Origin of the sequence: Paenibacillus sp. Leaf72 (assembly GCF_001422685.1) — a bacterium.
Taxonomy (GTDB): Bacteria; Bacillota; Bacilli; order Paenibacillales; family Paenibacillaceae; genus Pristimantibacillus.
The window spans coordinates 325,228-339,471 of the sequence record NZ_LMLV01000031.1; the positions used below are offsets into that span (position 1 = coordinate 325,228).

Annotated in this window: 10 protein-coding genes; all 10 read right to left on the reverse strand. The window is 53.5% G+C overall.

Annotated elements, in window-relative coordinates; all coding sequences use genetic code 11:
* Nucleotides 1-61: 61 nt before the first annotated feature.
* The 10 genes from ASF12_RS24840 to ASF12_RS24885 all read right to left on the reverse strand — a co-directional run bounded on the left by ASF12_RS24840 (nt 62) and on the right by ASF12_RS24885 (nt 14,122).
* On the reverse strand, nt 62-877 hold the full coding sequence (locus ASF12_RS24840) for an ABC transporter permease (protein ID WP_056040608.1): 816 nt from the start codon (nt 875-877) through the stop codon (nt 62-64).
* A complete protein-coding gene (locus ASF12_RS24845; RefSeq protein WP_056040610.1) occupies nt 874-1,911 on the reverse strand; it encodes an ATP-binding cassette domain-containing protein in 1,038 nt (345 codons plus the stop codon). The genes ASF12_RS24840 and ASF12_RS24845 overlap by 4 nt, the downstream gene beginning before the upstream one ends.
* 179 nt (nt 1,912-2,090) lie before the next feature.
* Nucleotides 2,091-5,336, reverse strand: a complete 3,246-nt coding sequence (locus ASF12_RS24850) for a glycoside hydrolase family 2 TIM barrel-domain containing protein (RefSeq protein ID WP_063892645.1) — start codon at nt 5,334-5,336, stop codon at nt 2,091-2,093.
* The gene (locus tag ASF12_RS24855) at nt 5,326-6,864 is read right to left on the reverse strand and encodes a four-carbon acid sugar kinase family protein (RefSeq protein ID WP_235533277.1); all 1,539 of its coding nucleotides are present in this window, start codon (nt 6,862-6,864) and stop codon (nt 5,326-5,328) included. Before ASF12_RS24855 ends, ASF12_RS24850 begins: the two co-directional genes overlap by 11 nt.
* Before the next feature lie 6 nt (nt 6,865-6,870).
* Nucleotides 6,871-8,130 (reverse strand): ribulose-bisphosphate carboxylase large subunit family protein, encoded by a 1,260-nt coding sequence (locus tag ASF12_RS24860; protein WP_056040612.1) that lies wholly within the window; start codon nt 8,128-8,130, stop codon nt 6,871-6,873.
* Nucleotides 8,131-8,197: 67 nt separating this feature from the next.
* The gene (locus ASF12_RS24865; protein WP_056040614.1) at nt 8,198-8,866 is read right to left on the reverse strand and encodes an aspartate/glutamate racemase family protein; all 669 of its coding nucleotides are present in this window, start codon (nt 8,864-8,866) and stop codon (nt 8,198-8,200) included.
* 83 nt (nt 8,867-8,949) lie between these two features.
* Entirely contained in the window at nt 8,950-10,674 is a 1,725-nt protein-coding gene (locus tag ASF12_RS24870) for a hypothetical protein (protein WP_056040616.1), read from the reverse strand.
* Between the two features lie 21 nt (nt 10,675-10,695).
* Nucleotides 10,696-12,396 carry a response regulator transcription factor gene (locus ASF12_RS24875; protein WP_056040618.1) on the reverse strand — a complete coding sequence of 567 codons (1,701 nt, stop codon included), beginning with the start codon at nt 12,394-12,396 and terminating at the stop codon, nt 10,696-10,698.
* 38 nt (nt 12,397-12,434) lie between these two features.
* On the reverse strand, nt 12,435-13,256 hold the full coding sequence (locus ASF12_RS24880) for a carbohydrate ABC transporter permease (RefSeq protein WP_056040620.1): 822 nt from the start codon (nt 13,254-13,256) through the stop codon (nt 12,435-12,437).
* Nucleotides 13,253-14,122: a carbohydrate ABC transporter permease gene (locus ASF12_RS24885; protein WP_056040622.1), complete on the reverse strand. Its 870-nt coding sequence runs from the start codon at nt 14,120-14,122 to the stop codon at nt 13,253-13,255. Before ASF12_RS24885 ends, ASF12_RS24880 begins: the two co-directional genes overlap by 4 nt.
* Nucleotides 14,123-14,244 lie beyond the last annotated feature (122 nt).

The following is a 14,244-nucleotide window of genomic DNA, read 5'->3' on the forward strand; positions in this document are numbered from 1 at the left end:
ACCGCCTTTATCCTATTTTATCAACCTTTCACGAATTCCGTAAACCTGAACGCCTTAACCTCTATGTCCGGCGCATATAGGCACTTACCGTTAGTGGAGCAAAGATCGCGACAATGACGGCTGCGCCGACTAGCGAAAATACAAAATCTGCGCCAATTGCACCGTTGTTGGCAAGCTCCCGTACGGCACTAACCAAATGGGAAACCGGATTGAAGCTGGAAAACCACTGGAGCCAGCCTGGCATGGTGTCAACCGGCACAAAGGCGTTGGACACAAAGGTGAGCGGAAACAACACAATCATCGAGATCCCCTGAACGCTGGATGCTGTACGGGAAATGACGCCAAAAAAAGCAAAAATCCAGCTAATCGCCCAAGCACATACGATGACAAGAAGGGCCGCAATAACGACGTAGCCTAAGCCGCCTTCAGGTTGATACCCCAAAATATAGCCCATGGAAAAGGTTAATGCAGTCGCAATCGTATAGCGAACCGTATCCGCCAGCAGAGCTCCCGCAAGTGGAGCAATTCGGGCAATCGGAAGGGACTTGAAGCGGTCAAATACGCCTTTATCCATATCCTCCCGCAGCTGAACACCCGTGACAATCGACGTCGTAATTACGGTTTGCACCAAAATACCAGGAATGATAACCGGCAAATAATCAACGACATTTCCTGAGATGGCACCGCCAAAAATATAAGCAAACATCAATGTGAAAATAATGGGCTGAAGCGTCACGTCAAATAATTGCTCCGGTGTGCGCCGAATTTTTAATAATCCCCTGTAGGCCATCGTGAGCGAATTTCGAATCGACTGTCCCAAGCTTGTATGTTTCTTCAACTGGCGAGTATGACGTGTTTGGATCGACGCGCTTTTCATACGGCTGTCCCCTCTTTTTTATTTGATTGATCGGATAGCGATGAAAGGCTATCTTTCACGCCATGGCCTGTAATGGTTAAAAATACCTCGTCAAGTGTAGGCTTCTGTACGCTCATCTCCGCCAAATAAATGCCCGCCTCCCTAAGAGCTACAAGCAGGTCGGTAACTTTGTCGACATCCGCCAGCGGTGCCGTAATTTTTGCATTTTCCGCTGATACAACAGACTCGACCCTAAACACTTGTTCCACAATTTGGCGAGTGGCCGCGATGTCCTGCGGATTTTGGATTTTTAGCTGCAGCGAGGAGGTGCCGACTGATGTTTTCAGCTCATCGACCGTCCCTTCTGCTACGACCTGGCCGCGATCAATGACCGCAATTCGGTCAGCCAACTGGTCAGCCTCATCCAGGTATTGCGTTGTTAACAGCACTGTCGAACCGGTTTTCACCAGCCGGCGGATCGTATCCCACATTTGCGTACGTGTACGCGGATCAAGTCCTGTCGTCGGTTCATCGAGAAAAATAAGCGGCGGCTGTGCAATGAGACTGGCTGCCAAATCCAGCCGACGCCGCATGCCCCCGGAAAAATGCTTCAATGGACGTTTTGCTGCTTCCGTCAGCCCGAATTCCTCCAACAGCTCCTCCGTCCTATGGCGCGCCTCTGCCCGCCCAAGCCCTAGCAGCCGGGAAAAGATGACCAAATTTTCCGTAGCGCTGAGCGCTTCGTCGACGGATGCGTATTGACCTGTCACCCCGATCAATTGCCGCACGATTTGCGGGTCCTTCGCTGCATCGTACCCGAAAATGCGTGCCGAGCCAGCATCGGGGCGCAATAGTGTAGCCAGCATTCTGATGGTCGTTGTTTTGCCTGCTCCATTAGGGCCAAGCACACCATAAATGGTTCCGGCCCGCACGTTCAAATCTACGCTATCCACTGCGCGGTTATTGCCGAATGTCTTCACAAGCCCACGTGCTTCAACCGCCCACTCCCCGCTATTTTTCCATAGCTCTTCTTTGTATCGATCATTTACTGTCATTAGTAGTGCCTCCCTGTAACGGTTTATAGATGGATGTTAATCCTCGTTTATGAACTGAATGTGAACCAAATAACATGAAGGGCACGGAATGGCAAAAAAAAGCCGACCCGGCAACCGGATCGGCCTTTCCCTGTTATTTTTTTAGTGCAGTGTTCGTTTATTGGAGTTCATCCTTCGTCCTAAGCATTCGTTAACGGAAAAAGCATAATGGATAGCTTCATCGGCTGCGGCTTTATTAAATAAGCATCGAGCGTCGGCGCGTAGCCGCAGCTATGATTGCCGAGGCCGCTTTGCTTGGCGTCGATTTTGACGATTGTTTCTGGCAGCCTGGTTAGCTTATGCACGTGGCTGGTGCGCGACATATCCTCCGTGGAATAATGGTGGACGCTAATGTTAAACAGCTCGCTGCCCGTAATACCGATTCCAGCACCTTGCCCATCCCTAAGCTTCGCCCAGCGCACATCGCACTTATTGCCGTTTTCCTGGGGCTTCACATAGGGGACAAATTGCTCCGCTACCGTACCGCTGTAAATTCCAAGCTTGCCGCTTTCTTTGCGGTCAGCGTAACATTCATGAGGGCCTCTGCCATACCAGCTAAACTGGTCATAGCCGTCACGGAGGCGCAGCTCAAGGCCAAAACGCGGCAGCGGCGGCAGCTCGCTTCCAAGCGGTTCAAGCGTGGTCTCCACGCCTATGGAGCCGTCAGCATTCATTTGGTGGACCATCCTGCTGCGGAAAGCTGCTGGCTCGCCTTTTGCCCCAATAATTGCGTCAGCTGTTGCTATAACGCTGCCATTGTTGCCAGCAGTTATTGAAAATCGGCGCAGTTGCCACTGGAGCCGGTCATAACCAGCTTTCACCCATTCTTTCGCCAAATGGACATCGTTGTCAAGCGGGGCGCGCCATAGCTGCAGCTGTGGGCCTGCAAGCAGCAGCTCATCGCCATGATAAAGCCAATTGCTAATTGTGCCTGTCATTTGATCGATGTCTACTTGCAACCCGTTCCCGCTTATGCGGTATACAAGCTTGCCGTCTTCCCGCTGCAAATTTTGATACTGAGGATGCATGTGCATGGGAATCCCTTCGGAAGCATCGGCTGCCACTAGACGGACCGTACTAGAAAACTCAGCATTAGCGTTATACGCTGTAGCCTTTTCCTGCGGGGACCAACCCGCCTCCTCAAACAGCAAATCGGCCCAAGCTGTCTCATGGCCAGCGTCACACCACAAGCTGCTATTACGCTCTGTAAAGCAGATATGCAGCGCATATTCGCCCTTTTCCTTCAATTGCTCCGAAGGCAGAGGAATGATTAGCGTCTCTTCTCCGCCCGGCAGCGTATGCAAGCGTGCAAGCTCGCCTTGCGCAATCGCCGTACCGCTGCGCAGCAGCTGCCAATGCCCTTTCAAATGCTCCAGCGACAAAAAACTGTAGCGATTACTAAGGTGAACCCGGCCAAGCTGGACGGGATCCGGCTTTATTTTCACCGGCTGAATGATCTTCTTGTATTCCAGCAGGGACGCTTTAACGCTTCTGTCTGGAAACAGCAGCCCATCCATGCAAAATGGTCCGCTGTGCGGGGCATCGCCAAAGTCGCCGCCATAGGCGTAAAACGCTGGTTCGCCGTCGTTTTGCTGTAAAATGCCCATATCTGACCATTCCCAAATAAGGCCGCCCAGCAGTCGTGGATATTCGTACACCGCATCCCAATATTCCTGCAAATTGCCCGTGGAATTGCCCATGGCATGACCGAACTCGACCATGAGATAAGGGCGTTCATCCGGCTTCCTGCCTTCTTCTATGAGCATGTCGACCGAAGGGTACATGGAGCTGACGATGTCAACGACTGCGGCTTCATAAGCCCGCTCGTAGTGAATCGGCCTTGTCGGATCGACGCTGCGTATCCACTCCGCCATTGCATCATGATTTTCACCGTAGCCTGACTCATTGCCAAGCGACCATACGATGATAGAAGGATGATTTTTATCGCGTCCAACCATTTTCTGCGCACGATGTAAATACGCCTCCCGCCAGTCGGGATGTTTGCTTAAATAAGATTCATTGTCCATAAAATGAAACCCATGCGTCTCCAAATCCGCTTCGTTTATAACGTACAAGCCGAATTGGTCGCATAAATCGAGCCAGCGCGAATCGTTCGGATAATGGGACAGCCGGACCGTGTTAATGTTATGCTGCTTCATCAGCGTTATATCCTGCAGCATCGCTTCAGGCGTCGTTACATACCCTAATTGCGGGTGGAATTCGTTGCGGTTGACGCCTTGGATAACGATAGATTGTCCATTTATGAGCAGCTTGCCTTTTTCAATTCGAATATCCCTAAAGCCAACCGAAAGCCGCTTTACCTCCGCTACCTCTCCATCCGCCCCATATATCGTCAATAACAGCGCATACAAATAAGGCGTTTCTGCTGTCCATAGCTGGGGCCCCGAAATAGGAATCTCGGCGGAAATCGTTCTGAGCTCTTTAAGCGAATCGGACGTTGGATAGCTGCCTGTACCCCGTGCATCAGAATGGCAAGAAGGGTCTGGATTGCTCGCATTAAACGATTGCTCTGCAACGGTTTCTCCGTCCGCATCTAATAAGGCGACGCTTAAACGGAAGCCTTCTCCATCTGTATAATCGGTCAAGTTGGCGGATTCCGCCGCACTTCTCAAGAGACTGCTTTGAGCGAGCGTCATTTGCAAGCTCAAGCTCGCCTCCCGATAGGCAGTATCGGGGACAAAAACAGTTCGCACCAGAACATCTTCAATCGTGACAGCGGCCTGTGCCGTTAAATAAACATCGCGAAATATGCCGCTTAGCCGCCACTTGTCCTGCGACTCCAAATAGCTTCCCTCGCACCATTGGTAGACGCGAACCGCAAGCAAATTACAACCGGGACGGATGAGGCAGGAAATATCAAACTCTGACATATGGTGGCTTCCCTGACTGTATCCGACCAGCTCTCCATTCAGCCATACATGGAAGGCGGAATCAACTCCGCCAAATACGAGGCGAATTTGGCGCTTTTCCCAATGCTCTGGAACTGTAAAGCTGGTACGATAGCAGCCTGTAGCATTGAGCAGTGGAATATGTGGAGGGTCAAGCGGAAAAGGATAAGGACAGCTGCTGTAATGGGGCTGTCCGTACCCGTGCATTTGCCAATTGGAGGGAACGGGAATTTTATCCCAACCCGTATCATCGCATGCATCCAAATGGCTGCCCTCTGGACCATGCAGCGGCGATTCGAAGTAGCGGAAACGCCAATTCCCGCTAAGCAGCTTGTAATAGGGCGATTCTTCTCGGTCGCCACGCAGCGCCGCTGCCGGATTGTCAAATGGAATCAGCTCGCTGCGTGGAGGCAATGAACCGCGCTCCAGCACGTTTAAGTTGCAATAATCTGGCAGTTGCTCGTTTTCATTCGTCATATGCTGTCCTCCCTTGCTTCATCCGGGTGAAAAAATCCCGTTCGCCGATTTGTCCACCCTTCAGCACCAGCTCCAGCCCATCCAGCGCAGACTCCTCCGAGAAAGCGCGGCATAGTGGCGCTCCCGGCGTTAGTGCAGCCACGCATTCCAGTGCATAAATGCCCAAGCCGCGCGTTACATAACCAGACGTATCCCCGCCAGCGATGACGATGCGTGTAAGCTGCTCGTCGATGATCAGCTCACGTGCCAGCGCTCCAAGCAAAGCGCCTAATAGGCGGCTGCTTTGCTCAGGCCCATAGCCCTGCGCGGCAAGCGTTTCCCGGAAACGCGGAATGCCTGGATCGTCCACACCTTCTGCTGAATAAAGCAGCAGGCTGCGCCCATCTGCCAGCTTTTCCCGAGCTTCTTTCAGCAGCCGCTGCCTCGCAGCCGCGCCTTTCTTCCCGTCCAGCAGCTCCTCTGCCGGAACGCGAATGCCTGCAAAGCCTGCTGCCAGCGCTGCCTTGATTTGCTGCTCCGTAACTGGCGAGCAGCTTCCCGACACTACGAGCAGACGCTCAACTTCTGCTGCAGAAGCAGCGCTAATTTCTGGCTGCTCCTGCAGCAGACCAAGCTTGCGCCAGCAGGCCCCAAGCGCATACTCCACACCAGAAGAGCCAATGGCAAACAAGCCGTCACGCTGCTGGGCTTCCGCCCAAATCAGCTGTCCAGCCGCTGCCAGTCTAGCTTCGTCGAGCACATCAAACAGCACGAGATCAGGCTGCTCGCGCTCTACTAGTTTAGCGAGCCGTTCGCCCACTTCGAACATGTCTCCCTCCAGCGCCAAAATATCCATTAGCGCCGTCTTTAAATCCGTCTGCTGGGCCAAATGCTGGCGCAAATCCGCTTCCGCCATCGGCGTAATCGGATGGCGCGACATCGTCGGATGGCGGTCAAGCCGATACGTCTCGCCGCCTGCCGCTGCAAAATGGTTGCCGAACAACGTATAGCGGCCTAAATAAGGAACCCCCGCCAGTATCGGAATATAGCCAGAACCGAACACGGAGCGGCCAATTTCCGCTGCTTTGCCGATGCTGCCAACTTCAGCGGAGGAATCGAATGTCGAGCATATTTTGTAATGCGTAATGGCAGCCCCTATTTTTCGCAGCTGCTCTAGTACCGGACGCAGCTCACGCTCCGCCTCATCTGGCGTCAGCGAGCGTCCAATGCCCGCTACTCCAATGGCTTCTAAATCTGCAAATTTGCTAGCAAGCAGCTGCTCGCTTGGCGGCTCCAGAAATAACGCTGCCCGCAGACCTGCTCGGAACAGTGCTTCCAGCACATCGGTAGAACCGGTGAAATCGTCGCCATAGTAGCTGAGCAGGCGCTGCGATGCCGGGAGCCGATCACCGGAGCTACCCGAGCTTGCCTCCTTCTGGCGTTGCCCAGTGTCCCCCTTAGTGCCTATGCTGAGTGGCATCTTTCCGCCGCTGTCGCTGCCGCTAGTGTCACAATCGTTTGGCTTATGCGTTAATCCCGCTCTGTCCATCACCGCTCAGCCCTTTCCGTATTTTGCTATAGCCTGCTGCAGCTCCGGATGCCGACTTGCATACTCAGCGAGCGGAATGCCTTGAACGGCAGCTTCCCAGCCCTGCTTCATGCTTGCAAAGCCAGCCGCCGCCCCGCCCGGATGGGCCAAAATGCCGCCTCCGGCCAAATGCATCACATCTACCGTCCCTGTTGCTTCATAAGTAGCCGGAGCAGTCCCTGCCCATTGTGCCGAGGAAACGACTGGCATCGTCCCATAACCGCCATACATAGGCTTCAAACAAGCGCGGATGGAGCTGACAACCGAGCTGTTGCTTTCATAAAATTTGCTGTCTAAACCGTTCACATGCAGATGGTCGGCTCCTGCCAGACGGCACAGCTTCTGATAAGCTGGAAAAGCGAAGCCCAGCATCGGACAGCGTGTCATCATGCCCCACTGATTGCGATGGCCGTGAATCGGCACCTCGCTGTATTTGCTCAAGTGAGCAAGCCCCGCCAATCCGACGCTCATTATGCTGACCATGACACAGTTGCCGCCTGCCTTGACGACTAGCTCATGCCCACGCTCCATCTCATCGATATCACCGGTAATGTTGAAGGCGTACATGATTTTTTTGCCCGTTGCGTCAGCCGCCCGGTTGATGGCATCCATGACCGCACTGACCCGCTGTGCAAGAGGCGCGTAAGTTCCATTAGCATTCAGCTCATCATCCTTTATAAAATCAAGCCCAGCAGCCGAAACGTCCATAATCATCTGCTGGAGGTCAGCCATAGGAAGCCCGATGCTCGGCTTGACAATCGTCCCTATAATCGGACGGTCATACACGCCGGTTAGCTCCCGAGTACCCGTGATGCCAAATTTCGGGCCGGGGTACCTTGCTGCGAACGCTTCCGGCAGCTCCAAATCGACCAGCCTCAGTCCGGACAATTCCTGCAGCTCGAACAAATTGCCGGCAATTGCAGACATTAAATTCGGAATGGACGGCCCAAAATTGTGCAGCGGAAAGGAAATCGTTACCTCTCCGCGCCGATAAAGACCGTCATGACCCAGCGGCGTTTTGGAGCCCGGCAGCGTCGGAGCGGACACAGGCGGAAGCTCGACAATTTGTTCAATCCGCGCCCCGTGCCGCTCTTTCAGCTGATCCGTTTCGCCTGGAACCGCTGTAAAGGTGCCCGTCGATTGCTCGCCGGCAATCACCTCGGCAGCTCGCTCCAGCGCATAGGGTGTCTCTATTAAATAGACGGCCGTTACTCTCTCTTTTTCCACGCTATTTCCCTCCCGCTAAATCTGCCTTTGTCCCTTGCTGTAGCTGTTCATGCTAAAATCATTGCGGCTAAAGCAGTCCTCGCTCTGCCAGCATCTCCTTAATTTGCTGGGCAGCAAGCCGCGGGCTGGATAACACCGGCTTGCCTGTCGCCTCCCGTATGGCTCCCTCCATCCGAGCCATTGATCCTTGGGCCAGTACGATGACATCCGCTTGATCGCTGACCGCAAGCGCCGTCTCCAGCAAAATGCGGTCATGCTCCGCCGGGTTTCCTCCTACCAGCGCATCGAAGGCTCCGACAGCGAGCCCATTCAAGATGGTGACCTCTTTGCCAATGGCTTCCGCCTGCTTCGCCAAAAAGCGCATCGTCGGTTCCAGAGTTGAAGGCAGCGTGGCCAGCACCGCAATCGCGTCGTATTCGGCCGCCGCCTTGGCGGTCATCGCCTCATCAATTTTAACGAGCGGAATGCCAAGCTGTCCCCGCGCAGCATCAGCCACTTCGCCAACTGAGGAGCAGGTATTCAAAATAATATCCGCCCCCAGCTCCTCCCCATGCTGAAAATATTGCGTCAGCCGCTTACTCACTCCCGCCGGAATATGTCCCGCCTTGACGACATCGCCGATCAGGCTGTCATCAATAATGTTGACCAGCCGCACGCCCGGCAGCACCTCCTGAAACACAGCCTTCAGCGGATCAGCAAGCCCTTGTCCGGTGTAAACCGCAACTACCGTTGTCATACTCCCAGCCTCCCATTCGAACAATTATTGAACCTGTACTTTAACCTGCTCTATAGAATTGACAGACTAGCAAACTGGCTGAGCTACCAGACCAATTCGTTCTCCACTCGCCGTATGCTGGCTTCGCGCATCGGTGCTTTATCATATACCTCTCTGCCGCTGTAGAATGGATGATGCTCCCCTTCCGGCGAAATGCCAATGACATCATCGCCCTGCCACTGGGTTATGAACGTTTGTCCGATTGCAGTTTCAACCGTCTGGCGGCGCGAAAGCGGGAACGTAATCGTAATCATTTCTCCAGCGGATGCTGCGCCAAGCAGCAAGAAGCATTCATTCACCCAGCGGCTCGGCTCACTGCCTTTGCCCTGCTCCGTGCTGCCGCCCAGCTCGCGGGTAAAGGCTACCTTCGCGAAGCCTGCCCACTCGGGAATGCGCACCTGCAGGCGCGGAATGTCGCGGTGGATATGCAGCACCAGCTTGCCTTCATGCGGCAAATAGCTGTCGACATCGAGCCACGCCGAGCTGCGGTTAAGCAGGAAGTTTACGCTGACGGTACCTTTTTTCTCAGTAACGGTGTTGCTCCAGCCCATGAACAGCCCGCGCGTGCCCGAGCCGAGGCAGCAAATTTGCAAATCATTCGTATGTCCCCGCCCATGGTTGACGTTGCAGCAAAAATCATTCGGCGCCGAGTACCCGGCAAAAGCGCCCCGTGTCCGCTTTGCAATATTTTCATGCGTAATAAGTCCAGGAATGTTGCCGGATCGGTCTTCCGTTTCCTTCACCCAGTCCATATCGAGCAGCTGCGACTCGGTAAGGTGATTGCGAATATAACGCTCGGTCACGCCCCAGTAGCGGGTATAGCCGCTTTGCGCGAGCGTAATGCCCGTGGCGATTAGATCGACCAGCGAGCATGTTTCATGCTCGTAGGCCTGCTCCTTCATGTCGCCCGGCGTCCAGCCGAAAGCGGTACACTGTGTAACCGCCCAAGCGTAGCTTTTTTCCACAAAGCTGAGCAGCGCCGCATCCCCTGTGAATACGCCAAACCGCGCCAACGCATCGAGCGTGCCGAGCCTCGTATGGAAATGTCCGCTGCGGTAAGCGAGCGCATCGTTAAAGCTGCCGTCTGCGTTAAACACGCCGCTGCGCTGCACGATGAGCGCGGTGAAAAACTGGCATAGCTCAAACGCATCCGCATTGCCTGTGAGCTCATGGTATTTCAGCAGCGGCATAACGAGCCGTCCGCAGAAGGCAGCCGGATCTGGCGCAAGACGAAGCATGATACCATTGGACGAAGGCCAGCCGCCTTCCTTATACTCCGACGCCGGATAAAACCACACATCGCGCTCCTTAATCGCAATCCGTTTAAGCGCCGCAACATGGTTATCTGCCGCCTCCTTCACCAACGGATCACCCGTCTCCATAAACCAGCTCGTAAGCGATAAAATGACCGCACGCTGGTCGATCAGATTCGCATTCGGCTCCCAGTTGAAATTCGGGTTCGTCTGGCGATAGCTAAGACCATCTTCCTTGAAAAAAGAGAGCAGATTCGCACGGTATTTCTCCTCCGTCTCCTTGCCGAACGTCTCACCCGACATATGGCGGGCCAAAATCATCCCGTCCACCATTCGACCATGAGATGAGCCATAGTCCCAGTCCCCATGTGTCAGATTGGCTGGCTCCTTCATCAGGTTTGCAGCAAAAAAAGGAATATCGTTATAGTCGCGGTCTGCCATTCCAACTATCGCATTCATCGCATGTCCGGCTCTGTCCGCAAGGGTCAGCGTATCTGGTATTTGTCTCGTTTGCATCGCAAGTCTCTCCCCTATCATTTATTGCGGCGTTTTTCCAGCTGCGCCGCGGTATTCGCCAATCGTTTGCCCGGTTTTCTTTTTGAAAATTTGACTGAAATAACGGTAGTCGTCATAACCGACAAGCTCCGCTATTTCATAGTTTTTATATTGCGGATAACGCATCAGCTCGGTCGCCTTCGCAATCCGGTATTCAGTTAAATAATCGATAAAATTGCTGCCCGTCGTTTTTTTAAACAAACGGGCTACATAATCGGCATTCAAAAAGCGGCTTTCCGCGATTTGCGGCAGGCTAAGCGGCTGGTCATAATGTAGCTCAATCAGCTTTTGGATTTCACGGACCAGCTGCTCGCCATGCCGCCCTTGGCTGCTGCCGCGCCGGGCAGCAACAGCGGGCAATATTTGCTCCTCGAACAGCCGCTTAACCGATACATGGTCTTTGCGCAGCCGGATCAGCTCCATGTAGGCGAGCGCGCTTTTCCCGCTCAGCTGCTCCAGGCTTGTGTCGGCCGCTTGAAGCTGCCGCTCCAGTGCATGCACCAGCATGGAGGCGCTGCGCCGCAGCCCATCCACCGTCCGCGACGGGGCTGCAAGCGCTGTGAAAAAACGGTTGAATTCCGCCTTCATCTGCTCCACGTTGCCAAGCTGCAGCTGCACGAGAAACGCTTGCTCCAGCTCCGCCGGATAAAAATCGGCATTTGCAGCACCTATAGGCAAATGCTGCTGTTGCTGTTGTTTACTCGGCTTCTCCTCCGGCTCAAATGCACACTCCACGAATCCCATGATCGCTATTTCTCCCAGCTGCCTCCCATCCAGACGCTGCTGGAGCTTGCTGTAGACAGCTGGAAGCTGACTCGCAAGACAAGGCTTGCTCCCCGCGATCATGCTGTAGCTTGTGCCCGTCTCCTCATGCAGCATGCTTTGAAGCAAAATCGCAAGCCGCTGTATCTCCACAGGCTCGAAGCGGCTGCCGAACAAGCAAATGGCTATTTCGCCGAGGTTGACAGGGGAGGCGGCTGCAACAAACGACCAACCTCCTTCAAAATAAAAGGGCTGGCTTTGCTGCAGCGACCGTTCTATTTTCCCAGCTGCCTCTTGAATGCCGGCCTGCTCTGTATAATAGTCCGGCTGAGCGAGCAGCAGCAGCACTTTATTGCCTGAGCCCTCTCCTGGAAGCTCAGGCAAACACTCCGCCCTTACAGCTGTACTTGTCTGTGCAATCCCTGCCGCCTGGGACTGAGCATGCGCTTGGTTCTGACTCTGTGCAGCCTGTTCGCTGCGCAGCAAAACGTCCAGCAGCCAGTTTCTCCGGCTGTCCCGGTGCTGCTGCTCTTGCCGCCTATCTCGTTCATCCAGCACCGTCAGCGCCTTGCCGAGCACCGTAATCAGCTCCTCCCGCTTAAGCGGCTTGAGCAAATAATCAAACGCCTTATGGCGGATGGCCTCCTTCGTATATTCGAAATCCGAATAGCCGCTGACGACGATCGTCACAACGTCCGGCAGTGATTCGGCCAGCAGGCCAAGAAGCTCCTTGCCGTCGAAGCCGGGCATACGCATATCAAGAAACAGCAGGTCGGGCTTATGCAGCAGCGCCAGCTCGTAGCCCTCTTCGCCGTCAACCGCTTCACAGGCAAGCTCAAGGCCCAGCTCCTCCCATGGAATCATTTGAATAAGTCCCCGCCGTATCCAGCGTTCATCGTCCACAACCATGACCTTGCGCATAACCCTCGCCCCCTTGGCTGTCGCCCTCTTTTATTCACTTAGCCTTTCACAGAGCCTGCCGTCAGACCGTCAATAATGTAGCGCTGCAGGAACAAATAAATGATCAGCACCGGTGTAATGACAACGATCATAAAGGCAAATACAACGCCCCAGTTCGTGCTGTACAGCGTAACGAAATTGAATACTTGCAGCACAATCGTCCATTTGGTGCTGTCCGTGACCAAATAAAATGGTCCGAAAAAGTCATTCCATACCGATACAATGACGACGATCGAGACGGTAACCAGCACCGTGCTGATGAGCGGCAAAATGATTTTAAAATATAGCCGGAAGTAACCGCAGCCTTCCAAAATCGCCGCCTCATCCAGCTCGCGCGGCACCGATTTAATAAACCCAACGAGCAGAAAGACGGCAAACGGCAGCAGCACCGCTGTATAGTACATAATGATGCTTAAGTAGCTTCCTTTGATGTGCAGTATATCCATTAGCCGAATCGTCGGGATGATAGATACCGGGACAATCAGTCCCATAATGAAGGCAAGATAGACGCCTTGCAAAAACTTCCCGCCGCGCCGCTGGATGACGAATGCAGCCATCGAAGCGAAAAAATTGACACTGACGACGACGAGCGCCGACAGCAGGAAGCTATTTTTGAAACCACGCAGTAGATTATCCTGATTAAATACCTCTTTATAATTGCTGAACACCCAGTTGCTTGGCAGCGACAGCCCGAACAGCGCCGACTCCCGAATATCCTTAAACGAGTTAATGAATATCATAAAAAATGGAATGAGAATGAGCATAGCGAGGCAGATCGCAAGCAGCTCTAGCAGCAAAGGCGAATATTTTCGGCTTCTCACATCTCCACCTCCCTCTTCTTCATCGCCAGCAATACCGGAATGCCGACAAGCGTCACCAATACGAACAACAGCATGTTGATCGCCGTCGCATAGCCCATTTCACCTGAGCTGAACGTATTGCGGATGTATGTGTAAAATACTTCTGTCGTATAGCCCGGACCGCCTTCGGTCAGCACCATTACGATTTCGAACACCTTCATCGAGCCAATCATCGCCAGCAGCACGTTAACCGTGAACGCCGGAGCGAGCAGCGGAAAAACAACATGCTTGAACCGCGTCCAATAGTTCGCGCCATCAATGGATGCGCTCTCCGTCAAATCCTTCGGAATGAACTGCAAGCCCGCTAAATACACGACCATCGAAAAGCCAGCTACCCGCCAAATATCGGTCATAATGACGGTGAACAGTGCGAAGCGCGGATCATTCAGCCAATCCTGAACCATAAAATCCATGCCCAGCAGCCCGAAAAACTGGTTGACGATGCCATGCTCCGGATGATAAATCGCCCGGAAAATGTAACCGATGACGAGCGGAGCGATAACATACGGCATAAAAAAGATCATCCGAAGCAGATTGCGCAGCTTCAGCTTTTCATTCAACAATAGCGCCAAGGCGAGGCCAACTGCATTTTGCAGCAGCGTAACGGCGGCGGCGAAAATAAGGGTGTTAATAAAAGCCTGCTTCAGGCGCGGCTCGTTAAACAACTCCTTGTAATTTTCAAGTCCAATAAACTTAATCGCATCGGCGTTAATATTCCAGTCGGTAAAGCTGTAATAGATACCGATAATGGTTGGCGTAATGAAAAACAATAAAAATACGATGACTGCCGGAAATGAAAAATATAACGGATATTTGCTTCTCTCCATAGGGCCTGCCCTCCTGCTCCTGTCCTGTTTGGCCGGGATGGCGGGGCGAAGCCTCGATCGCCTTGATCGTCTTGATGGCCTCGCCCGCAGCACCTGTCCCGTCCGGTAATTAACAGCTTCGG